The following is a 23226-nucleotide window of genomic DNA, read 5'->3' on the forward strand; positions in this document are numbered from 1 at the left end:
TAATATTATTTTTCTTGTGTATAATAAAAGCGACTTACAATATTGTAAGTCGCTTTTTTTTATGGAAGAAAAATGAATCTAATAAATCGAATTACTGGCAGTGAGCTAAAAGTAAATAAAAATAAAATCAAAAAGATTTTTCTATATAGAATTTGCGGAACAGGAATGGGGGCAAGTGCATGCCTTTTAAGAGAGAAAGGTTATGAAGTAGAAGGTGGCGATACTACATTCTATCCTCCTATGAGTAATTACCTCGAATCTACTGGCATTCCTTTGCATGATCTAAATGATTTCGACATGGACTATCTTAGGCAGTTTGATCTGATTGTTGTAGGAAACGTAGTTCCAAGAGAAAGTGACGAAGCAAAACATATTGAAGAGCTCGGAGTTGCATTTACAAGCTTCCCAGCAGCACTTGGAGCTCTTGTCCTTGATGATGTAAATGTTGTTGGTGTAGCAGGAACTCATGGAAAAACAACAACAACATATTTGATGACTCAAGTATTCGAGAAGCTAGGTTTTAATCCAGGTTATTTTATTGGAGGAGTACTTGAAGGACGTAACTCTTCGAGCTTGGGTGATGGGAAATATTTCTTCATTGAGTCTGATGAATATGACAGTGCTTATTTTGAAAAAATATCTAAGTTTAGATTGTATTCTTTAAACCATATGATTCTAACTTCTTTAGAGTTTGACCATGCAGACATTTTTAATGATATAGAAGATATAAAGAATGAATTTAGACATGTTTTTGAAAGCTTCTCTGGAAAAATATTTTATGATCAATCCTATGACGCTTCTCGCGATCTTGTTTCTGAATACGAGGAGAAAGTTGGTGAATCGAATTTCTTTCCTTACAATGAAGAGATTGTAAAAATTGGAAATATCTCTTCTGCTGGGACTGAGTTTAGAGTTGCTTGGGAAAACTCAGAGCTGTCTTTTTCAACGAATTTAGTTGGGACACATAATATTTTAAATCTTTGCTCTGTAATTCTCTTTGCGCTTAGTGAGGGCATTGAGTATGAAAAAGTAAGAAAGTCTGTTGAGAGTTTAACTCTAGTTCGTAGAAGACAAGAAGTAAGAGGAAAATATAAAGGAGCTGTTGTTATTGATGACTTTGCTCATCACCCTAGGGCCGTTGCTCTAACAACTGAAGGAATTAAAAACCTTTACCCTAATAAGTCTGTTAAGGTTGTAATCGAGCCAAACTCTGCAACAGCTAGAAGTAGTATCTTTCAAAAAGAGTTTGCCACGGCCCTTGAGATTGCCGATTATGTAATTTTCTCAAAACCTGTAAGACCTACCAGTGTTAAGGGTACAAAGGACCTAGACGGTGATCTAATAATCTCTCATTTAAAGGATAAAGGTGTTGGTGGAGTCGTAGTAAAAGATCTTGAGCAACTCAGAGTAGAAATAGATAGAATTGTAGATGAGAACACTATCTTACTAGTTTTATCAAACGGTACTTGTTTGGGACTATGGCAGTCTACATTTATTGATGAAATCTCTTAATAAGTTTCTCCTTTCATGGTTCTTTGTAGGTGGTGCCCTTGCGTCAACTTCTACAATTTCTTCACAAGTATTTAGTAGTGATATTTCTGATAAGAAGCTTGTTAGAGAGTACTTAAAGAAATTAGATTCTTTTTCTAAGTCTCAATGTAAAGGTGGTGTAGAAGAAAAATTTTGGGAAAAGTATAAAGAGTTTAAAGGAAATGGAAATTTTATACCCTTGCTACCAGATCAATCTCTAGATAAGAAAACTGTAAATAAATTTATTCCTGAATTACAGAACAAAAAGAAATGGATTTCTTCGAAGATTGTATCTCTTAAGTCAAAGAAGAATTTTAAACTAGAATACGCTAAAATTAAAAATCTAGAAAAAGGCTTAGATGATCTCTTATTATTAAAGAGAGATTTCTATTTAGAGCAAGATTTAGATAAGAAAACGAAAATACGAAATAAGTCTAAATATCAATATTTAGCTTATAGAGAAGAGTTAAAGTCTTATATTGAATCATTAGATTTTTTGGTCTCTTATCGATTTCCTATTGACCACCTAGAATTAAGATTAACTTACGATAAATATAAAACATCCTTAGATCTCGAAGGAAAGCGCAAGTCTAATGAAGTATATTTTTATAGAAAAATCGTTCAAGATGGAGCTCAAAATCCCGATCATAAAAAAAGTGATAGGTTCTTAAGAGCAACACTAGATACTCTCTATCTTGGTCTTTCTAAACAATCTGACTTTGTTGAAGAAAATATTCGTTTTGATTTGGCCGCAACTTTTGATGCTATTGAATGGCATCTTAAAAGTGGTGTTAAGTATCAGCTAACTAGGTTGGGAGAGTGGCACGATAGAGTTGAAAGGGCTTTAAGTTTCTATACAATGCTAAGAGATGGAAAGATAAGTGAAAGCGGACACTCCTTTTCTACAAGTAATCTTTTGGAACGTAGGTCAAAGGCACGTTATGTTCTAAAAGATCACGTGTTAAAAAAAGAAGCACAGGCCTATAAGTATTGGATGAATCAGCCTGATATATTACAGGCCATATACGTCATAGATACTATCTTGTTTAATGAAGTAGGTGGTATTGATGGAAGAGATATGCTTGAAAGAAGAGATGTTGCTCAAGTTGTAATTAATCGTTACTACGATAAAATCTATAATGGAATTTCAGAAAAAGAATCTCTCTACCCATACTTAGAACTTGAAAAAGAGACTATTGCATCAAACCCGTGGCTAAATGTTATGCTTAAGGAAGGTGAATTTTCATTTACGTATTTCTTCATTCCAGGAAATTTGAGAATTTTCTGTCCTGATAAAACAAGAATGGGTAAGTTTCTTAGAAGAGAGAATATCTCCATCGCTTTATCATTACTTAAGAGACCGAATACAGAGTTTGAAGCTGTGCGCTACTTCTCTAGAGCTTCAATGCTTGGACGCATCGATATGTCAGATATCTGGACTGACTTTAAGACCTTAGAGGAGAGACCAGGAAAAAAGGTGAGCCGATCAAATTACCTTGCAAAAAAGTATGCTAAGGGTGAGTACACCTTTCATTATGACTTTACGACAGCAAGGGGGGAGAACTTCCAAGTAATTAAAATTGGAAAAAAGGTTTATGTCGCAGATAGAATTGGTAAACACTTCTATAAATATAGAAATCCACACTACTTTCGTTATTTTAAAACAGTTCAATAAATACTAATATTTTCATTGTTAATCACTATTTCTATAAGTATAGTTTCTCTTTAGTAGTGTATTATTTGTTTAATAAAATCTATTTATATGGAGATAAAATATGTTAAAAGATTATGTTTTTACATCTGAATCAGTAACTGAGGGGCACCCTGATAAAATGGCCGATCAAATTTCTGATGCAGTTGTTGATGCAATGTTTGCTCAAGACCCACAATCGAGAATAGCTTGTGAGACTATGATTTCAACTGGAATGGTTGTTCTAGCTGGAGAGATTACTTCAAAAGCTAATATCGATTTCCAAGAAGTTGTTAGAAATAAAATTAGAGAAATTGGTTATGATCATTCTGATAAAGGTTTTGACTGTAATACTTGTTCTGTAATGGTTGCACTTGATAAGCAGTCTCCAGATATCGCCCAGGGTGTTAATGTTGGAGAAGGAACTTTTACTGAGCAAGGTGCTGGTGATCAAGGTTTAATGTTTGGATACGCAATTAATGAATCTGATAATTTTATGCCGTTAACTATTGATCTTTCTCACAAGTTAGCAATGAGACTTTCTGAAGTAAGAAAAGATGGAACGTTACCCCTTTTAAGAGCTGATGGTAAAACTCAGGTTTCTGCGCAATATGTAGATGGAAAGATTACGAGGCTAGATGCTATCGTTATTTCTACTCAACATGCAGCTGAGATGACTTTAAAGCAAATTCAAGAAGGATTAAGAGAAGAAGTAATTAATAAGATTATTCCTTCGCACCTGATTGATAACAATACAAATATTTACTTAAACCCAACTGGAAAATTTGTTATCGGTGGACCAATGGGTGACTGTGGATTAACAGGTAGAAAAATTATTGTTGATACTTACGGTGGTCATGGTGCTCACGGTGGTGGGGCTTTCTCTGGTAAGGATCCTTCAAAAGTAGACCGTTCCGCTGCTTATGCAACTAGACAGATCGCTAAGCACGTTGTTGCTGCAGGTCTAGCTGATAGAGCTTTAGTTCAGGTTGCTTATGCAATTGGTGTTGCTAGACCAATGTCACTATTGGTTGATTGCTACGGAACTGAAAAAGTTGATATTAACAAAATTAATGCTGCAGTTAATGAAATCTTTGATATGACTCCTAAGTCTATCATTGAAAGACTAGACCTATTGAGACCAATCTATTCTGAAACTGCTGCTTACGGACATTTTGGTCGTGAAACAGCAACTTCTTTCCCGTGGGAAAAGCTAACTCACTTAGATCAACTAAAAGGTCTATTCTAGTTTTTAATTAAATTATTATTAAAGAAGGCCAGTCGATAGACTGGCTTTTTTTTTGTCTGTCGACTATCATTACTTATGGATTTAACCTTCTTTATAATTAAATATATTCCTTTTTGGTCAGTTCCTTCAATAATTATTGCTGGGTACTTCTGTTATCTTTATTGGGTTAAGGATATTAGGTTAATTGCTGTCGCATTTGGAATGACTGCTTTTATTTCATTTCTTAGTTTGGGTTATTGGGTTATGTCTGGTGGTCCAAATCAATCAGTTCAACAAATTCTTGAATTTCAAAAGCAAGATATGTAAAAAATAACCTCTCAAATGTAAGAATTCTTTAGCTTTAGGTAACTATTTCCAGGGTGTTGAGAAATTGACACTGTCTCTTAAAACGGCTACGATTTTCGTACCTAAAGTTTTGAAAAAAACTATCTAGGTTACTAAGGAGACGGTGTTTGAACGAATTTCAATTTCTACATGATTCATATGACACAGAAAATTCTAGTCCAAATTTACCCGAAATCTACCTCGTTGAAGATGATTTGATTTTTGGTAAGACCCTCAAAAAATTTTTACAAAAGAAATTAAATCTTACTGTTAACTACTTTAATGATCCTGCAAGCGCTATTGAAGCAATTGATGGGAATGTAGGCAGTGATAAGTTTATACTTATAACCGATATCACATTTGATGACGGAGGTGCAGATGGCCTTCTTTTAATTGATATTCTAAAAGATAAAGGTCATAAATTCATACCGATTGTGATGACTGGTTTTGCATCTATTGAAACTGCAATCACTGCAACTAAGAAAGGTGTATTCCACTATCTAACTAAACCATTTGAGTTAGATGTTTTGACGAGTCTTGTAATTAAGGCATGTGTCTCTAAGCTAGGTTTAAAGGAAGAAGATTTCAAAGCGACTTCGAAAGTTGAATTGAATCAAAAGTCTTCAAAGCTTAATCAATCTCTTAAAATAGAATCTCCTACAGAAGAAGATATGTTTTGTGGAATGATTGGACGATCCAGTAAGATGAAGCTTGTTTTTGAGAGAATTCAAAAAGTTGCACAGTCAGGATCAACTGTATTTATTAATGGTCCATCGGGAACAGGTAAAGAGTTAATTGCTAATGCTATTCATTCACTATCTTTAAGAAAAGATAACTCAATGGTTTCTGTAAACTGTGGTGCTATTCCTGGAGAGCTACTAGAAAGTGAACTCTTTGGTCATGAGAAAGGGGCCTTCACTGGTGCAATATCAAGTCGTAAAGGGCGCTTTGAACTTGCTGACAAAGGTTCAATTTTTTTAGATGAAATAGGAGATATGCCTCTACTTCTACAGGTGAAGTTATTAAGGGTTCTACAGGGACGAGTGATTGAAAGGGTTGGTAGTACAACTACAACTCCGGTTGATGTAAGAATTATCACAGCTACGCATAGAAACCTTGAAAAACATGTTGAAGAAGGAAACTTTAGAGAAGACCTTTATTATAGATTAAATGTAATTCCGATTAAGGTTCCATCTCTTTGTGAAAGAAGAGAAGATATACCGTTATTAATTTCCTACTTCTTGTCGCGATTTGTAAGTGCAGATGGAAGAAATAATATTGAATTTGATGATGAAGCTTTAGAGTTACTATTGTCATATGATTGGCCAGGTAACGTAAGGGAGCTTGAGAACTTAATGGAGAGGCTTGTGATTCTTCGTGGAGGAAGTGTCATTAGAGCAACTGATCTTCCAATTAAGTTTTTAGAAAGAGCTCCTCACTATATGAATTCTTATGACAGCTTAATAACTCTTCCTGAATCAGGAATAGATTTGAAACAGACACTTTCTAATATCGAAGACTCTTTAATTCTTCAGGCGCTTGAACAAACTTCTGGTAATAAAAATCAGGCCTCAAAACTTCTTTCAATGAATAGAACAACATTGATCGAAAAGATGAAGAAAAAACAGATCGATCTCCACTAATACCAAACCAAAATTCTTTTATACTGTAGTTTTTAGCTAGGGCATTTTGACACTAAAATGCCCTAGAAGCCCATTAACACGTTACATTTTCTTACTGTCATAATTTTGAGCGGAAAAATTAGCCTATTGGAAAAAATTTCCTTTCATTTTTTTCTAAAACGGGTAAAATGTTGGTGTGTGCTGGGGTTAGATGTTTAGGATGAACTTTTAATCAGACCAACACGGTAGCATTAACTTTGAAACAGGAAGTTTCGTCCATTATGCAAGCCATTAAGAACAAAATTTTGACGCTAGTAATTCTTATCTCAAGTCTAAATGTGAGTGCAGGAATTATTACGCAAGAAAAAGGTTCAACTCATCTGAGATGGAATATCTTTTCACCAAAAGATCTAATAACGATACAAAAGAAAGACAACAAGGTTTTTTTGAAGACACTTAATAGAGAACTCTATTCAGACCTAGAAAAAGCAATTAAGGATTTTGATCCAGATCGTAAATATATTAATACTGTTACTACGATTGGTCCAAATGACATGAGTAATGCTTCGAAAATCGTAGTTGAACTTAAGTCATCTGATGTAGAGCTATTTAGCTTCTATAAAGAAAGAGATAAGAAATTAGTTATCGACTTCTGGAGAGAGGATACTAGTGATGATACGCCTATTTCAGAAATTAAACCTAAGGCAAAGGTAAACACTAGCGCAGCAGTAGCAGTAAAAGCTAAAAAGACTAAACCTGTTGCGAAAAAGAGTGTACCAAAGAGTACCCCTCTACAAAAAGCTATCGTAAATAATAAAGACTCTGATTACCGCGATTTTAGATATGGAGCTTCTTTCTTATGGGACTACTCACCAATTGCACCAGAGTTAAAGAAGGTAATTAATTTAGAGAGAAAAACACCTGAGTACTTCTTTGAAATAAAAAATAGAGAAGTATCAAAAGGTGAAGAAGAAGCACATATGCAACTTACCATTAATCTTTTCAGAAAGAAGAAGTGGGGACTTATGTACAAGTCTATAAAGTTGTATGAAAAGAAATTTGGAACTGAGAAAAATGCTGATATTAACGAATTCATGAAGGCCAATGCAATTTTAAGAGAAAACTTTGCAAAAGGTAACTTCGAGCCAGTTAAAATGAGCATTAATATGTTCGAAAATATTATTGAAATCAGTAAGAACTATGAATTAAGAAGAGGTATCTATAAGTATTTGATTCCTTACTATATTCAGGCCAACGATAATATTAAAGTTCTTGAATTAACAAAGAAGTATTATGTAGATTCGAAAGAAAATTTTGACTACGAAGAGTCTAACTATGCAGCGGAAGGAATTCTCTATAGTCTTGCAAATTTAAAGCAGATTGAAAAAGTACAAGAACTACTTAAAGAGAAGACGATTCAAAAAATATTACCAAAACAAGTAATGCTTGCTTATGAAATCTATACTTACATTTCATTAGAGCAATCTGAAGAAGTTATTAAACTATATGAACAAAGAAAAGCAGGACTTGTTAAGCCAATACACTCTGTTATTCTATTTAATGTTGCTGAATCTTATTTTAGAAATGCAAAATATGACAATGCAATATCACTTTATGATGAATACTTAAAAGACAACTCTTTTAACACTAAGAGCTCTCACGCAAGAATTAGAATTGCGCAGTCATGGGAGGTTCAAGGTAAAGATTTTAAAGAAACGGAAAATCTTTATAAGAATACAATCAATAGATCTCAAGATTCAGAAATTGGTTTTGAAGCAAGAATTAGATATGTTGCACTTAGAAATTTAAGAAAAAAGAATGTTACTGAACTAGATAGAGAGACAAAAGTCTTCTTACAAGCAGGTATTGAGCAGTCTGAACTTAATGATGATCTTAAAAAATTACTATGGTTAGTAAGGTTAAGAACATTTATTGTTGAAGCTAAGTTTGATGAAGCCCTAGCGTATCTAAATGCTCTACCTCTTAAATCAATGGTTCCAACAGATAGAAGAGTATTTGAAAGTGATGGAGCGGAGATAGTATACGGTCTAATTAGTACAAACTTTAAAAAGGGACAGTACGCTGACGTAATAAAGGCTTGGGAAATCTATAAAGATAGGTTTATTGATAAAGTTGCTAATGATCCTCAGATGAATTTCTATGTCGCTAACTCATACATGAAGCTAGGACTTTTTAAAGGATTTGATAAGGTTTACGAGAGATTCTCAAAACAAGGTCTAGAAGTTGCGAAGACCTTTCCAATTTGGGTTTCTAGGACGAATAATGCAAATAATGACTCTCTACTTGCTGAACTTCAAATTATTAGAAATATAAAAATGAAGAACTGGTCTCTTGTTAGAAAAGATATTGCTTTTGTTGAAAAAAACAAGGTTGAGCTTAAGAAACTTGAGTTCTACAAAGGTATAGTTGCTCACAGAACAGGTGCATGGAAAGTTGGTTCAAAGGCCTTTGAGAAATTTCTTGCAAGTGGAAATGAACAATCAGTATCTGACCCTAAAGAAGTTGCAGAACTCATTAAGGCATACACAGATTGCTTATACGAGTTAGGAGACACAAAGAAGTACCAAAGAGTAGCTAATGCACTTTTAAAAGATAGCGCTAGTCTAAAAAAGAGGAATCCATATATGGATTCTGTTAGAGAAAAAGTATCATATCTTAATATTGAGCTATTGGCAGGCGATGAAACGGCCGAGAGCTTCTTATTAATGGAAGCGAAAATAAATTCTTTTAAAAAGGAATTTGAGAAGTCTATATATTCTGGAAGACTTAATTACTTATTGGGTCTTTCACTTTTAAATAATCAAAAAGATACAGAAGGTAAGAAAGTTCTTGAAGAGCTCATTGGTCAGGATGGCGTAGATGAGCATATTAAGGACCTTGCAAGAAGTGAATTGAGTATGTTGAAAATTAAGAATAGAACTTTATAATTTTATGTCCAACGGATTGGACAATCATTGACAGGAGGTCAAATGGAAACAGTAAAGGTAGAGCTTTTTGGAAGAGACCCAAAAGTTACAAAGGCAATTTCAGTTGCTAGAAACATTTCGGTCACTAAAGCTCCAGTGCTCGTTGTAGGTGAGACAGGTGTAGGTAAAAGAGCGCTTAGTCGTTATATTCATGCTAACTCTACAAGAGCAAATAATACGTACCTATGTGTCGATTGTTCAAATGATGCCCAAACAGTAGAAAATCTTATTCTTGGTTATAGAGAAGAAGAGACTGGTCACTTTAAAAAGGGTGTACTAGAGGCAGCTAATTCTGGAACAGTTGTATTTGCAAATATTGACTGTCTTGAAGATGATTTTCAAAAAAGACTTCACAAGATCTTAAATGAACTTGAAGACTATGATATTGACGTAAGAATCATTGCTACAACTACTAAGAATTTATCTAAGCTCGTTGGATCAGGAAGATTCTATAGAGGGCTTTATACATTCATTTCATCAAATGCTATCTCTTTAACTCCTCTTAGAGAAAGAGTTACAGATCTTGAAGAAATCGCAAGACACTTTGTTCAGGAATTTTCTGAAGCTCAAGTTACAGTTGATACTACAGCAATGGATAAAATTCTAGGTCACTACTGGACTCATAATGTTAATGAATTAAGAACAGTTTTAGAAAATGCTATTGAAAATAACTCAACAGGTGTTCTTACTGAAGCAGATCTTGAAATTGGTGAGAAGAAAGCTGTAAGTATGATGAGTGAAGATGATTCTGATGGAATCAGATTAATGTCACTAAAAGAAGCTGAAAAACTTTTAATTAAGAAAGCTCTTATTCATACAAGTGAAAATAGAACACAAGCTGCTAAGATTTTAGGAGTATCTATTAGAACTTTAAGAAATAAGATTAATGAATATAGAAGTAATGGTTCAGCATATTTTGTTAATTTAAGATAATTCCAAACGTTTAAGGAGTTAGTATGAATCTAGAGAATAAAACAATTCAAGCATTAGCTGCATCACTGAACTTCAGACAGATGCGACAAGAGATTATTTCTTCTAATGTTGCTAACGCAGAGACACCAGGTTACAAGGCCAAGAAAATTGACTTTGAATCTGCTCTTGCTAGAGCTCTAGATGTAGATGGCAAAATGCAGATGAATACAACAGATGAAAGACACTTCGATGTAGGAAATGGTGGTTTTAATAATTTGAAACCTGAAATTTACGATGATCCAAATGGTGTTGTCAGTGATGATGGAAATACTGTTGATAGAGATGCTGAGCTAGCTAAGATGGCCGAAAATAAAATTTTATATGACGCATCCATACAGCTTTTAAATAAGAAAATTGGTCTTATGAAATATGCAGTTGGTTCAAGTAACTAGGGAGATTAAATGGATTTGTTAACATCTTTAAAAATAAGTTCATCAGGATTATCCGCTAACAAAAAGCGAATGGCCGCGATTTCCTCTAATATTGCTAATACTGAAACAACTAGGACTGCCGAAGGTGGCCCTTATAGAAGAAAAGAAGTTGTTTTTGGCTCTGAACCAGCGAGAGAAACTTTCTCTGAGATTTTAGAGGGAGAAATTGATGAAAAGGCACAAACTGTTCAAGCAACAGAGGTGATAAGTACTAACAGACCTCCGATCCTAAAGTACAATCCGTCTCACCCTGATGCGAATGAACAAGGCTATGTGGCCATGCCGAATATCAATGTAATGGAAGAAATGGCAAATATGATATCGGCCTCAAGAGCTTATGAGGCCAATATCAATGCAATGAATACGACTAAGAATATGGCCATGAAGGCCCTAGAAATTGGTCGAAACTAAGGAGATAGATTATGCCAGTACAGAATGTAGGATCTATGCAAAGTATACTTAATAACTATAGTGCAAAAGATTGGACTAAGAGCGCTGAGCTCGATGCTGCAAAATCTATCAACTTTAATGAACTATCTTTTGATGAAGTCAAAGGACCTCATTCAAAGGAAACTTTTGGAGAGATGTTGGCAAGTTCAGTCTCTCAAGTGAATGGATTACAACAAGAAGCTAACGTTGCCATTCAAAAATTAGTAACAGGTGAGTCTAAGAATTTACATGAGACTATGTTAGCAGTAGAGAAGGCCGATATCGCCTTTAAGACAATGAACCAGATTAGAACAAAGGTTATTGATGCTTATAAAGAAATCATGAGAATGCAAGTTTAATTAGTTGGGGGCAACAAGCTTACTCAGGAAGAGTTGGCTAATTTATCAGGAGGATTCCGTTGCAAGATTTTTTAGAAAAGATCATAAGGAATTTCACAGAATTTTTTAATAGCTTAGATGCTAGTAAGAAAATAGGACTTGTTACAATAGCTTCGTTTATTGTTGCGTGTTTTATTGGAATAGTTATTTGGGCCTCGAAGACTCGTTTAGATGTTCTTTACACAGATCTAAATAGAGAGGACTCGAAAAAGATAGCTGTACTACTAGAAGAGAAGAAGATTCCATACGAAATGTCTAATGATGGTAAAACAATTAGTATTCCAGAAGACTTAATAAACAAATGGAGACTTGAGATCGCAACTCTTGGAGTGAATTTCTCTGGTTCTGTTGGGTATGAAGTTTTTGATAAGCAATCATTTGGAACAACATCTTTTGTACAAAAAGTTAATAAGCAAAGAGCACTAGAAGGTGAGCTTATTAAAACGATTAAGTATATTAGAGGTGTTAAAAGAGCTCGTGTTCACTTGTCGATTCCAGAATCAAGTCCTTTTGTTTCTGAAAAGAAAGCACCAACAGCGTCAGTTGTTGTTGATTTAGAAAGAGGGGTAACTCTTACAACTAACGAAATTAAAGGTATTGCTTCACTTGTTGCCAGTTCAATTGATGGAATGAGAAATGAAAATGTTGTGATCCTAGATGATAGAGGTAAGAAGTTATCTGAAAATATTGGTGACCAAATGACGGCCTATACTGCTAATAGAATGGCATTAGAAGCTAAAGTGAATAGACAGTATGAAAAACAAATTGAAGAGATCTTAGCTAAGGTTGTTGGTCAAGGTAAGGTTATCGCAAAAGTTACTGTTAATCTTGATTTTACTGAATCAATATCTACTAAAACTGAATTTGATTCAGAAAATAAAGCCGTTCTTTCTGAAGTTTCAAATAATCAAAAACTAAAGGGATCTAGACCTTCTCCACAGGGAATCCCTGGAGCTAGATCAAATCTTCCAGGTGAGCAACCTCAGCCAGGAATTCCAGAAACAAGTAATAATGTAGATAAATCATTAACGACTAGAAACTATAATGTACCTTCTAAAGTAACTAAGTCTAAAAATCCAACGGCAGGAATTAGAAAAGTAAGTGCTGCTGTAATGATTGATGGAAGAAGAGTTCAAGTAAAAGGTGCTGATGGAGTCATGTCGTCTCAGTATGAAAGATGGTCAGAGGCAGACTTAGCAAACTTCTCAGCAATTGTTTCATCTACTTTAGGAATTGATGCCAAAAGAGGTGATCAAATCGTTATTAAGAATATGGAGTTTGCGCAAGAGGACATGGCATCTATTGAAGCTCTAATGAGAGAAAAGGCCAATAGAGAGTTAATTAAGAATATTGTTAAATACTTAACAGTTGGTTTAGCGATTACATTATTCTTCTTCTTAGTTGTTAGACCTTTCATTCAGTGGATTACAGATAATACTGTTGAAACTGTTGAAGATTTCTTACCTAAGACTCTTGAAGAACTTGAAAAGGTGCAGGCAAATCAAAAGTTACCTGGACTTGAAGATGCATTACCGCAAATTGAAGAGAAGCTAAACCCTGAAAAGATTGAAGGGAATATGTTGAGAGAGAAAATTATTTCACTGGTTGAAGGTAACCCTGCCAAGGCAGCACAAGTTATTCACGAAATAATTCACTCTCAAGAATCAGATAAACAGATTGCTTAGTAAAAGGGATAGAGCATGTCAGAACAAGGTTTAGAACCAGATGTAGAGTATTCGTTATTATCAGGACAAGATAAGGCCGCAATCTTATTAAGTTCGCTAGGTGTAACAACTACTCAGTTAATTTTCTCTCATATGCGTGACAATGACGTTAAGAGAATGATTAATGCGATGTCTTCTATTAAGAAAGCATCTATTTGGATGATAAAAAGAGTTCTTGAAGAGTTCTACTCTCACTTAAACGAAGAAAATGACTTACTCTTTTCAGAAAACAGAGGGAGAGATTTTATAATCAATGCTCTTGGTGAAGATAGAGCAAAGCAACTTCTTGGTCAAATTGTTGATGTTGGAACTTCAAATACTCTAGAGTCTTTAGAACTTGTGGATACTAGAACTCTAGCTAACTTCTTGATTAATGAGCATCCGCAAACAATTGCTCTGATTATTGCTCACTTAAATGCTGAGAGAAAAGTAGATGTTTTGAGAAGACTTCCTGAAGGACTACAGGCCGAAGTTGTATTGAGAGTGTCTAACTTAGATTATGTATCTCCTGAACTTATTGCACAACTTGATGATGTACTTAAAACAGAACTTAGTACTCTTGGGTCGATTGATACTAATCAACTTGGTGGTGTTGAGCCAATTGCAGATATGCTTAACCTTATGGATAAGAACTCTGAGAAAAATATCATGGGTAGAGTTGAAGAGAAAGATCCTGAACTTGCTGAAGAGATTCGTAAGCTTATGTTCGTATTTGAAGACCTTGTTTACGTTGATGATAAAGGTATTCAATCTCTTCTTAAAGAGGTTGATCAACAAAAACTTGTTATTGCACTTAAGACAGCGCCTGAAGAGATTAGGGCAAAGTTATTTAAAAATATGTCAAATAGGGCCGCAGGGCTTCTGCAAGAAGATCTTGATGCGCTTGGACCAACAAAGCTTTCGGATGTTGAGAAAGCTCAAGCTGAAATTGTTCAGAAGTGTAAGGAACTTGAGTCTCAAGGTAAAGCATTTATCTCTAGAGGTGGAGATGGAGATGCTCTTGTTTAATAGAAAAAGGCTATAGGGGGAATTGTGGCAAATAATAATGAACTATTTGGTGAAGTATCAGAATATGAGTTTCACGCATTTTCTCCTAATGATGATGTTTCTGGAAAAGCAAGAAATTTTGAATTTAAAGAGATTGGTCAATTAACACCTGCGCAAACAAATAATTTAGAAGTTGCTATTAAGACTGAAAGAGTTAATGCTGAAAAGTCCGACTTTCAGATATCTCCAATTGTTAAAGAGCATAGAGGTATTAATAAGCAAGTTCTTAAAGAACGCGAAGTTAGAATTGAAGAAGAAGTTAAAAGAAGAGTTGCTGCAATTCAAGAAAATGCTTATAAGGCAGGATTTGAAGAAGGTGTTCAAAACGGAAGAGATGAAGTTTTTGCACAAAATAAACTTGCTTCTGAAGAAAAATTACAGAATCTTACAAATATGATTGTCGAAGTGCTACACACACGCTCAGAGATCCTACTCACACAAAAGAAACAGATCTATGGTCTTGTTAGGAATCTAACAAAGTGGATTGTTTTAAGAGAACTTAAGGACGATGGACAATATATTGAGAATCTACTTGAAAAATTGATCACAGAAATTCAAACCAAATCAAACCTTCTCATTCATGTTGATCAGAAGTCTTTTGAACAAATGCCTGATGTTCTTCAGACTGTTCAAGAGAAGCTAGGTGAACTCCACAATGTTAGAGTTGAAATTGATTATGATATCGAAGGTCCAGGAATCGTCCTAGAGTGTGATAAGGGAATCTTAAATGGTTCTATTAATCAACAGATGAAAAGTTTAGATAAGCTATTTGAACCTGTTGGTCTTCTGCAGGATGAGGTTATGACTTACTCAGAAGTTCAAAATCCAGAAACAGCTAGTTTAGATAAAGTTGTTGAGAACTTAGTACAGGATGACGATAGTGACTCAGAAGAATCCTAACGAACTCGATTTATTATCTATTCATAAAGCCTATGAATACTCAACTCCTTACCAGAAGGTAGGGAAGATTCATTCTAGTAAAGGTATGCTCTATGAAGTTAATCTATCCAGAGCAGTTATAGGAAGTAATGTAGAATTTGTTACTGAATATGGTGAGAAATGCTTCGGAGAAGTCGTTGCAATCAATGGTCATAAGTGTATGGCCATGCCTTATGATGAGATATCAGGTATCAACTCAGAGACTAAAGTCTATTTAAAAGACTTAACAACAACAATCAAATTATCTCAAAATATGCTTGGAAGAGTTATTGATTTTCAAGGGAATCCTATTGACGGCAAAGGTCCGATTGAAGATATAGAAGAGACTCGTTCCATTTATGGTGTTGCCTTAAACCCTCTTGATAGACCACCAATAAGTGAGCCTCTAGATACAGGAGTTCATGCTATAAACTGTTTTATGACTGCTGGTAAAGGACAGAGATTGGCGATTATGGCCGGTTCAGGTGTTGGTAAGTCAGTAACACTGGGGATGATTGCTCAAAACTCCAGTGCTGATGTAAATGTTATTGCGCTAATTGGAGAACGGGGTAGAGAAGTCTTGGAATTTATCGAGTCTGATCTTGGACCTGAAGGTATCAAGAAGTCTGTCATCGTTGTCGCTACGTCTGATACTTCGCCTTTAATTAGAATGAAGGCTGCCTATGTATCAACAACGATATCCGAATACTTTAGAGATAAGAATAATGATGTATTATTGATGATGGACTCTATTACTCGTTTTGCGATGGCCCAAAGAGAAATATCACTATCAGCAGGTGAACCACCTGGTCAAAAAGGTTACACACCTTCTGTTTTTGCTCAACTACCAAAGTTGATGGAAAGGGCCGGTACTAAATCTAACTCTGGAACAATAACTGGTATCTATACAGTACTTGTTGAGGGGGGAGATATGGATGAGCCAATTGCTGATGCGGTTAGAGCGATTGCAGATGGACATATTATTCTTAGCCGAGACTTGGCTTCAAGAAACCAGTTTCCTGCCATTGATGTTCTTCAGTCTCTTTCAAGGGTCATGAATAAAGTTACATCAAACGAGCACAAAATCGTAGCATCACATTTAAGAGACCTATTATCAGCTTATAAAGAGAATGAAGACCTTATTAATGTTGGCGCCTATGCAAGAGGATCAAATCCTAAGGTAGATAAAGCTATGGTTATTTATGATGAACTCATGGCCTTACTCAAGCAATTTCAAGGAATGAGTGACTACCTTTCAATTGAAGAGTTATATGATCGTATGGTCGAGCTTGCACGTACAGCTGAAAATACTATTAACCCTCCGGTGGAAGGTTAATAAATGAAAGGGTTCAAATTTAAATTGAATGGATTACTAAAAGTTAGAGAGTTTAAAGAGAGAACTTTAAAGGTTGAACTTGGGGAGATTCTTAAGCAAATAAATGGGGCAGAAGAAGAAATTCTTAAATTAAAGAAAGATATTCAAGAAACTTACGAAGCACAGGAAACATTTATGGCAGACCCTTCAGCAGGAGAAATGATAAAGTTCTTTCCTAAGTTTATTGAAACTAAAAATTCAGCAATCGATAATCAAGAGAACCTAATATACGCATTGAAAAAGAAATTTGATTCCAAACAAAAAGAACTTGCCACTGCAAGAGGTGAGGTTAAGGTAATTGAGAATCTAAAAGAGAAGAAACAAACAGAATATAAAAAGAAACTAGAGAAGAAACATCAAGAAAATGTGGACGAGTTAGTTCAAATTAGACGTATTCTTAAGGGGAATAGCTAATGAAATTATTATTAATATTTATTCTTATGATTTGTAACATCAGTTCTATCGCCCAAGATAAGAAAGAAGATAAGCTTTCTTTTACAAAAGAAGAATTTCGAAAAGCAGTTATGGATGAAGTTGAAAAAAGTTTAAAGAAAATTGGTCGCTCTAAGATGACTGAATTTTCTGCTCAATTGCTTACTAAAGAAGAGCAGCTAGAAAAAAGAGAGCTAGAGTTACAGAAAAAAGCTCAATCATTAAAAATCAACGAGAAGTCTTTTTTAAAAAGAGTTCAAAGTTTTAATGAGAAACAAGAGAAATTTATTTCTTGTCTTGATAATGTAGATTCAAAAGAGGCCAAAAGAATTGATCATATGGTTGATGTTGTCTCTGGAATGAGGCCTCAAAATGCAGCTGATGTACTGTCAGTACAAGAATCTTCCCTTTCTGTTCAAATATTAGGAAGGCTTGAAGCTGCTAAGGTATCGAAAATATTCAATTTGATGGATAAGGAAGTTTCTGCCCGGCTTCAAAAACAGTACATGACTATGAAAAGATAGATACACTGCGCAATATAGGTTGAGCAAAAATATAGGAACTAATGCAATTTAACACAGACTTACTACAATCACTTCTCATTAGCACACCGTCATCGAAGACGGCAGCTGATAGTACTGTTTCTACGGAAGCGGCTTCAGGAGAGTTTCTATCTCTGCTGACGGAAGCGAAAGAGTTAGCTAAAAGTGGTGCTATTACTCCTAATGAATTCTTAGAGTCTCTTAGTGACGAGTCACTTGAACTTGATCCAAATCAAAAGAAAGCATTGGCAAAGTCTTTTATGGACTTCATGCCTAGTGAAGACTTATCCACAGAGCAGAGTGTAAAAGTAGAAGAGACTACTATTAAGAATGGGCCTTTAGGTTTAAAAGCTCTTTTAGGAACACAAGCTGAAGTTAAGTCTATAGAAAAGCCGATTCAAAATACAATCGAAATAAAGGGACAGAACTTCTCGAATTCAAATGTGGAAGTAGAAGAAGTTGTTGATCCAAAAATTGCGAATGGAAAGTTGATCTCATTAAAAAATATTAATGGATCAAAGCCAGCTCAGATGCCAATTCAAAGCGCACAAGATTTTGTTATGCAAAATCAAGCTATGGGAAAAGTTGTTAATGCTGAACAGATGAGTAATGCTAGGCAGTCATTTTTTCCAAATTCTAAAAGTGCAATTTCTGCTTTTGGTAAAGAGCAAGAAACCATAAATAAAAGTGTCTTTGCTGGGAAAAACCCATTTATTAACTCTCAAGAAACTTCTTCTGTTATGGGGAATGTCACAGATACGGAATCAGCTTTATTTAGCGCCGTAGAAAGTACTGAAGGGGCTGAGTATTTAGGAAGTAAAGTTCTTGATTTTGGTGCAACAAAAGCAACAATGGGTCTGAACTCAGCAACTACATCAGTAGCTACTAATGTAATGGATCTTAGTTCAATAAATATTCAAAACACAGAACAATTAATTGATAAAATTTCTGAATATATTACAACTTCTAGGCTAGAGAATCAGGATAGTGTTGAACTACTAGTAAAGCATGATTCTCTTGGTCAGTTTAAAGTAAGTGCTTCAAAAGGTGAGCTTCCTAATCAAGTTAACTTAGAAATAAATGCAGCATCTGATAAGGCGAAGGCATTTTTTCAAGATAATGAAGTAGAAATGATTAAGAGCTTGTCGAAATCTGGTGTAAAATTAGGAGAGGTTAAAGTCGCTTTAACAAGTGACTCTTCTTTCCAATCATCTTCTAATAAAAATGATGGAAGCTCAAACCAGAATAATAACGGATTTAACTCTAGCAAGAATCCACAATTTGCATCTTCTAATCACCAAGAAAGTGGAAGAGAGAGAAGGCAAGAACTGTGGAATATGTATAGAGAAAGACTTGGTGCTTAATGGCTGAAATAGGTAGACCACAACAAGCAAACCCATTCAATGGAATTGCATTAAAAAAAAGTAGCTCTAAGAAAAAGGCTAAGGCTATTGGTGAAAAGCTAAACGATATGGCCGGAATAAGACCAGAGCAAAAGTTTGTTGATGCTAAAGAACATAATAAGTTAGGAAAAGATGGTTTTCTTAAACTTTTGTCACATCAGCTTGCTAATCAAGATCCTTTAAAGCCAATGGATCAGAAACAATTCGCCGCTGACCTTGCTCAGTTTTCACAGCTTGAGCAACTTACAAATATGAATAAGAAAATGGAAGGCATGCAAAAGAATGATGGCACTGAAAATAAATTCATGGCCGCAAGCTTCATAGGTAAGGAAGTTACTTCTTCTGGGACTTCAATTTCTTATGACGGAGAAGGTAGAACAGTAAACCTTCCTTTTCACTTAGATAAACCTGCTCGTAATTTAATGGTCAGAGTTTACGATACAAAGAATCAATTGATTGCTCAAATTGAAAAAGAATCTCTAGGGCAAGGTAGCCAAAATGTAATCTGGGATGGTTTACAGTTAGATGGTACCGTAGCAGTAAAAGACAATTATAGAATTGATGTTACTGCCTATGATGAAGAAATGAATAAGTTCAAAGGAAAAACTAAGTCAACTGGACTTGTAACAGGTGTTCATTTTGATAATGGTGAAGCAGTGCTTGAAGTAGATAATACTAAGAAGGTTTACTTAAGAGACGTAGATAACTTTAGTCTTCCTAATGGTAAATCTAGCGGTGCGCTAAAAAATATGCCGGGCTTGAAAAAGAATGCTGCGCAAGCCTATAATAAAATAGAGTCACAAATAAACTAAGTGAAGGTTAATGACAAAAGGTAATATCAACAACATTCTTATCCCAAATGTATCGAAGATTCCTTCGAACAAAAAGGTTAATGTTGATAACCGCATTGACGGAGCAAAGTCTGGTGAAGAGTTTAAGGCCCTTCTTCAAGATCAAGTAACTCAAACAAAGAAAGAACATGGTATTCACCTATCAACTCACGCGGCAAAGAGATTGCACGAGAGAAATTTAACAATGGATTCAGATGAGTTCTTTAAGTTAAAAGATGCCATGGTGAAGTTAAAAGATAAGGGTGGTCAGGATTCATTAGTAATAACTGATAAAGCCGCTTATATAGTGGATGTTCCGAACAATAAAATTGTTACGGCCATCGATAAAGGTAGTATTTTAGATAACGTTTTTACCAAGATTGATTCTACGGTAATCGTTTAATATTTTGATGTGATGTTTGGCTGGTCCTTTCCGGAAGCCTTGTGTTTAGCCTGTAGTTGTTAAACGCCATTCGCAAAATATATTTTGTACTTAAGGTCTAGGAGGGACTTACATGGGAATTTTACGTTCTTTTAACATTGGTGTAACTGGTTTAAATGCTGTTGGTCAAGGTATGGGTGTTATTGGTGATAACATCGCTAATGCTGGTACTAACGGTTTCAAGTCTTCAAGAGCAGAATTTCAAGACGTGCTCGCAACTTCTCTAAAAGGTATTGACGGTGGTGATCAGTTTGGTGCTGGTGTAAAGCTTGCTCATATTAAGCCTCTCATGAGTCAAGGTGATGTCGCGCGTACGGATAATATTACAGATTTAGCTGTAAACGGTGATGGTTTCTTTAGAGTCGATGCTCCATTTGGACCAGGCTTTACAAGAGATGGGTCTTTTCACTTCAATAAAGAAGGTGAACTGGTAAATTCAGATGGTTTCAAAGTAATAGGTTTTAAGGCCGATGAAACAGGAAAAATTACGACAAAAGAAGGACCGGTTAAGTTAGGTAGTACAACGATTCCTGCTCAAGCAACAGAGAAGTTGAACGTAACAATGAATTTAGATTCAAGAGCAGAAATAAAAGAATTCGATATAAATGATCCAGATGCAACATCAAACTTTGCTAACTCCGTTACTGTTTTTGATAATGTTGGTACGGCAAGACTCGTAACTCTTTATTACAACAAAACAGGTGATAACACTTGGACATATAGAGCACTAGTTGATGGTGCAGACGCTGAGGGTGGAGTTCCTGGGAAGTTTACTCAGATGGCCCAAGGTAATGTTGTTTTTAATAATAAAGGACAATTACAAGAAGAAGTTGTTGGAAGTAATTCATTCAACTTTAATAAAGGTGCAGCGCCTGATCAGCAAATTAAGTTCAACTTTGGTGAGTCTATCGTTGAAGGTGGAGAAGGTATTGGAGCTTCAACTCAGTACGGATCTAACTCAGCAGTTTCAAGACATACTCAAGATGGATATAGTGCTGCAACACTAGCTTCAATGTCATTTAATGATGAAGGTATTCTAACAGCGGTGTATGACAATGGTGAATCAAGAGATATTTCTCAAATTGCTGTTGCTAAATTTGAAAACAATGAAAGTTTATTTAAAGTAGGTAGAAACCTTTTTAAAGAATCAAGAAAGTCCGGTCAGGCTGCCATGGGGAAACCAGGTGAGTCTGGACGTGGTGAAGTCTTATCTAAGTCTCTTGAGCTTTCAAATGTTGATATTGCCAATGAGTTCGTTGGGTTGATGACAGCTCAAAGAAACTTTCAGGCAAACGCTAAGACTCTGACAACAGCAGATCAGATGTTACAAGATGTTCTTAATATTAAAAGGTAATAAGTAATCTCTCCAAAATTCAAGGAAGGTGTTTATACACTTTCCTTGAATTTATTTTTATTATGAATTTTTTTAAAAAACCATTTTCTATATTTATTCTCATAATGGCATCAGCTTATGGTGCTGAATGTTCGACCATTGACTTAGATAAAGGAAATGGATCGATGGCAAATATCCCACCGCTTAATCAACATTACACAAATACTTGTTATGCACATGCAGGTGCAGTGATGTTAGACGCTTGGCTGCATTCTCATGGTGGAGATAGAACGAAACTAACATCTCCTTTGGCAACGGCCGTTTTTAATAATGGAGATATGATGTCTATGGGATTGGGGAATATTTCTTGTGCTGCCATTGACTCTATTGATGATTATGGTAGATGTGAAAAGAATGGATTTGATGATAAAGTATGGAATGATTTTAAGTTCTTTGACCCTATTTCTCCTTCTCAAAGGGCCACGGATATCATGAAGTTACTTGGAGAGTTGTACGTAAAGCCACCAAGAAAAAGATTTTCAAGCAAGAGTAATGGTTTTTCTCAAAATAGAAAACTTCGTAAATGGAAAAAAGAAAATAAGATTCGAGCTCAAAAAATTTACTGCTCAATGGATAGTTTATCACTAGGTACTTTTTCTAATGTAAGCTTAGAAAGTCTTGAAGACGCAATGGCTTCAATTAGTAAAGAAACATATTATAAGAAAATGATTCAAACCCTCTGTGGTAATAAAATAGAGGATATATCTGATGATATTCCTAGTTGCAATAGTTCAAAAAGAATTTTACATGCAGAGGATCGTACTCCTAAGAACTTCAAAAAGAAGATTCATGAAATTCTAGAAAGTGATAATCCTCAACCAATTGGAGTGGGATATTGTGGAAACTTGCTATACAAAGGAAAGGATTTTAGAGGATTTAAAAAGGGAGTCTTAGGATTTGTCTCTTTAGATGTTTTAACAGGTAGCGATTGTGGTTTACATGAATCTGTAGTTATCGGTCGTAAGATGGTTAATGGAAGATGCCAATTAAAGATAAGAAATAGTTGGGGCGCTGATGCAACATACCCTCGCTGGGAAAGTGACAATAATGGAAATGTTTGGGTTGATGAAGAAACATTTACACAAAATATGGGGAGCTTGACCTATCTTGAATAAATTATTAATTACCCTATTTTTGACAAATATTTGCTTTGCTACTGAATCAAGATTTTTTAGCGATGAAAGTGGAAAGAGCTATGAATTCTTTGTTAATAAAGAAGAAAAGATATTTCTCTCCGTTAGCTGTAAGAGAGGTTGCTTAGCAAAAGAAGCATTAACACAAGTTACTACAAAAGGAGTTAACCCTCTTTTAGGCCAAGTTCCGGGACTTATTCTATGCATGGATCAAGTTCAAGGAGAGTCCGTTACTCTTAAGAATAAACGAGGTGGTGAATCAAGCTTTTGTCGATTTAAAGACGGAAGCATGACGGAAAGCTCTAGGCTATATATTCACGCACTGAAGAACGATCAAAAAAAGAAATAAGTTTAA

Annotated in this window: 22 protein-coding genes; all 22 read left to right on the forward strand. The window is 35.1% G+C overall.

The features are described 5' to 3' along the window. Positions 1–72 precede the first annotated feature (72 nt). The 22 genes from murC (at position 73) to DPQ89_RS08980 (ending at position 23220) form a co-directional block, all read left to right on the forward strand. Positions 73–1512, forward strand: a complete 1440-nt coding sequence (gene murC / locus DPQ89_RS08875) for a UDP-N-acetylmuramate--L-alanine ligase (RefSeq protein WP_127716582.1) — start codon at positions 73–75, stop codon at positions 1510–1512. After that, a complete protein-coding gene (locus DPQ89_RS08880; protein ID WP_127716583.1) occupies positions 1499–3205 on the forward strand; it encodes a hypothetical protein in 1707 nt (568 codons plus the stop codon). Before murC ends, DPQ89_RS08880 begins: the two co-directional genes overlap by 14 nt. A 100-nt stretch (positions 3206–3305) precedes the next feature. After that, positions 3306–4469 (forward strand): methionine adenosyltransferase, encoded by a 1164-nt coding sequence (metK, locus tag DPQ89_RS08885; protein WP_127716584.1) that lies wholly within the window; start codon positions 3306–3308, stop codon positions 4467–4469. A gap of 75 nt (positions 4470–4544) precedes the next feature. Further along, complete coding sequence (locus tag DPQ89_RS08890) at positions 4545–4775, forward strand: hypothetical protein (RefSeq protein ID WP_127716585.1); 231 nt, start codon at positions 4545–4547, stop codon at positions 4773–4775. A 146-nt stretch (positions 4776–4921) separates the two neighbouring features. After that, complete coding sequence (locus tag DPQ89_RS08895) at positions 4922–6436, forward strand: sigma-54 dependent transcriptional regulator (protein WP_206611153.1); 1515 nt, start codon at positions 4922–4924, stop codon at positions 6434–6436. A 260-nt stretch (positions 6437–6696) separates the two neighbouring features. Then, the gene (locus DPQ89_RS08900; protein ID WP_127716586.1) at positions 6697–9363 is read left to right on the forward strand and encodes a hypothetical protein; all 2667 of its coding nucleotides are present in this window, start codon (positions 6697–6699) and stop codon (positions 9361–9363) included. A 42-nt stretch (positions 9364–9405) separates the two neighbouring features. Next, positions 9406–10335 (forward strand): sigma-54 dependent transcriptional regulator, encoded by a 930-nt coding sequence (locus DPQ89_RS08905; protein WP_127716587.1) that lies wholly within the window; start codon positions 9406–9408, stop codon positions 10333–10335. A 23-nt stretch (positions 10336–10358) separates the two neighbouring features. Beyond that, positions 10359–10766: a flagellar basal body rod protein FlgB gene (flgB, locus tag DPQ89_RS08910; RefSeq protein WP_127716588.1), complete on the forward strand. Its 408-nt coding sequence runs from the start codon at positions 10359–10361 to the stop codon at positions 10764–10766. Positions 10767–10775: 9 nt separating this feature from the next. Further along, positions 10776–11216, forward strand: coding sequence for a flagellar basal body rod protein FlgC (gene flgC, locus DPQ89_RS08915; protein WP_127716589.1), 441 nt, complete (start codon positions 10776–10778; stop codon positions 11214–11216). 11 nt (positions 11217–11227) lie between these two features. Further along, the gene (gene fliE, locus DPQ89_RS08920; RefSeq protein ID WP_127716590.1) at positions 11228–11593 is read left to right on the forward strand and encodes a flagellar hook-basal body complex protein FliE; all 366 of its coding nucleotides are present in this window, start codon (positions 11228–11230) and stop codon (positions 11591–11593) included. A 59-nt stretch (positions 11594–11652) separates the two neighbouring features. Further along, positions 11653–13317, forward strand: a complete 1665-nt coding sequence (gene fliF / locus DPQ89_RS08925) for a flagellar basal-body MS-ring/collar protein FliF (protein WP_164848327.1) — start codon at positions 11653–11655, stop codon at positions 13315–13317. A gap of 15 nt (positions 13318–13332) precedes the next feature. Beyond that, positions 13333–14364 carry a flagellar motor switch protein FliG gene (gene fliG / locus DPQ89_RS08930; RefSeq protein WP_127716592.1) on the forward strand — a complete coding sequence of 344 codons (1032 nt, stop codon included), beginning with the start codon at positions 13333–13335 and terminating at the stop codon, positions 14362–14364. A 24-nt stretch (positions 14365–14388) separates the two neighbouring features. After that, complete coding sequence (locus DPQ89_RS08935) at positions 14389–15303, forward strand: FliH/SctL family protein (protein WP_127716593.1); 915 nt, start codon at positions 14389–14391, stop codon at positions 15301–15303. Then, positions 15284–16657: a FliI/YscN family ATPase gene (locus DPQ89_RS08940; protein ID WP_241558817.1), complete on the forward strand. Its 1374-nt coding sequence runs from the start codon at positions 15284–15286 to the stop codon at positions 16655–16657. The genes DPQ89_RS08935 and DPQ89_RS08940 overlap by 20 nt, the downstream gene beginning before the upstream one ends. A 3-nt stretch (positions 16658–16660) precedes the next feature. Continuing rightward, a complete protein-coding gene (fliJ, locus tag DPQ89_RS08945) occupies positions 16661–17110 on the forward strand; it encodes a flagellar export protein FliJ (RefSeq protein ID WP_127716595.1) in 450 nt (149 codons plus the stop codon). Beyond that, a complete protein-coding gene (locus DPQ89_RS08950) occupies positions 17110–17652 on the forward strand; it encodes a MotE family protein (RefSeq protein WP_127716596.1) in 543 nt (180 codons plus the stop codon). Before fliJ ends, DPQ89_RS08950 begins: the two co-directional genes overlap by 1 nt. A 41-nt stretch (positions 17653–17693) precedes the next feature. Next, positions 17694–19034, forward strand: coding sequence for a hypothetical protein (locus DPQ89_RS08955; RefSeq protein WP_127716597.1), 1341 nt, complete (start codon positions 17694–17696; stop codon positions 19032–19034). After that, entirely contained in the window at positions 19034–19885 is an 852-nt protein-coding gene (locus DPQ89_RS08960) for a flagellar hook assembly protein FlgD (RefSeq protein WP_127716598.1), read from the forward strand. The genes DPQ89_RS08955 and DPQ89_RS08960 overlap by 1 nt, the downstream gene beginning before the upstream one ends. 10 nt (positions 19886–19895) lie before the next feature. Next, a complete protein-coding gene (locus tag DPQ89_RS08965; protein ID WP_127716599.1) occupies positions 19896–20306 on the forward strand; it encodes a TIGR02530 family flagellar biosynthesis protein in 411 nt (136 codons plus the stop codon). Between the two features lie 112 nt (positions 20307–20418). Then, on the forward strand, positions 20419–21699 hold the full coding sequence (locus DPQ89_RS08970) for a flagellar hook protein FlgE (protein ID WP_127716600.1): 1281 nt from the start codon (positions 20419–20421) through the stop codon (positions 21697–21699). A gap of 62 nt (positions 21700–21761) precedes the next feature. After that, complete coding sequence (locus DPQ89_RS08975; RefSeq protein WP_127716601.1) at positions 21762–22853, forward strand: hypothetical protein; 1092 nt, start codon at positions 21762–21764, stop codon at positions 22851–22853. Continuing rightward, on the forward strand, positions 22846–23220 hold the full coding sequence (locus DPQ89_RS08980) for a hypothetical protein (RefSeq protein WP_127716602.1): 375 nt from the start codon (positions 22846–22848) through the stop codon (positions 23218–23220). The genes DPQ89_RS08975 and DPQ89_RS08980 overlap by 8 nt, the downstream gene beginning before the upstream one ends. Positions 23221–23226 lie beyond the last annotated feature (6 nt).

The organism is Halobacteriovorax sp. HLS, assembly GCF_004006665.1.
Lineage (GTDB): Bacteria > Bdellovibrionota > Bacteriovoracia > Bacteriovoracales > Bacteriovoracaceae > Halobacteriovorax.

Excerpts from the sequence above, each read along its gene's own strand:
- DPQ89_RS08905 (WP_127716587.1), top strand. The coding sequence starts at position 9,406 with ATGGAAACAGTAAAGGTAGAGCTTTTTGGAAGAGACCCAAAAGTTACA.
- DPQ89_RS08890 (WP_127716585.1), top strand. The coding sequence starts at position 4,545 with ATGGATTTAACCTTCTTTATAATTAAATATATTCCTTTTTGGTCAGTT.
- DPQ89_RS08900 (WP_127716586.1), top strand. The coding sequence starts at position 6,697 with ATGCAAGCCATTAAGAACAAAATTTTGACGCTAGTAATTCTTATCTCA.
- DPQ89_RS08965 (WP_127716599.1), top strand. The coding sequence starts at position 19,896 with ATGACAAAAGGTAATATCAACAACATTCTTATCCCAAATGTATCGAAG.
- metK (WP_127716584.1), top strand. The coding sequence starts at position 3,306 with ATGTTAAAAGATTATGTTTTTACATCTGAATCAGTAACTGAGGGGCAC.
- DPQ89_RS08960 (WP_127716598.1), top strand. The coding sequence starts at position 19,034 with ATGGCTGAAATAGGTAGACCACAACAAGCAAACCCATTCAATGGAATT.
- flgB (WP_127716588.1), top strand. The coding sequence starts at position 10,359 with ATGAATCTAGAGAATAAAACAATTCAAGCATTAGCTGCATCACTGAAC.
- DPQ89_RS08950 (WP_127716596.1), top strand. The coding sequence starts at position 17,110 with ATGAAATTATTATTAATATTTATTCTTATGATTTGTAACATCAGTTCT.
- fliG (WP_127716592.1), top strand. The coding sequence starts at position 13,333 with ATGTCAGAACAAGGTTTAGAACCAGATGTAGAGTATTCGTTATTATCA.
- fliJ (WP_127716595.1), top strand. The coding sequence starts at position 16,661 with ATGAAAGGGTTCAAATTTAAATTGAATGGATTACTAAAAGTTAGAGAG.
- DPQ89_RS08970 (WP_127716600.1), top strand. The coding sequence starts at position 20,419 with ATGGGAATTTTACGTTCTTTTAACATTGGTGTAACTGGTTTAAATGCT.
- flgC (WP_127716589.1), top strand. The coding sequence starts at position 10,776 with ATGGATTTGTTAACATCTTTAAAAATAAGTTCATCAGGATTATCCGCT.
- DPQ89_RS08880 (WP_127716583.1), top strand. The coding sequence starts at position 1,499 with ATGAAATCTCTTAATAAGTTTCTCCTTTCATGGTTCTTTGTAGGTGGT.
- murC (WP_127716582.1), top strand. The coding sequence starts at position 73 with ATGAATCTAATAAATCGAATTACTGGCAGTGAGCTAAAAGTAAATAAA.
- DPQ89_RS08955 (WP_127716597.1), top strand. The coding sequence starts at position 17,694 with ATGCAATTTAACACAGACTTACTACAATCACTTCTCATTAGCACACCG.
- DPQ89_RS08975 (WP_127716601.1), top strand. The coding sequence starts at position 21,762 with ATGAATTTTTTTAAAAAACCATTTTCTATATTTATTCTCATAATGGCA.
- fliE (WP_127716590.1), top strand. The coding sequence starts at position 11,228 with ATGCCAGTACAGAATGTAGGATCTATGCAAAGTATACTTAATAACTAT.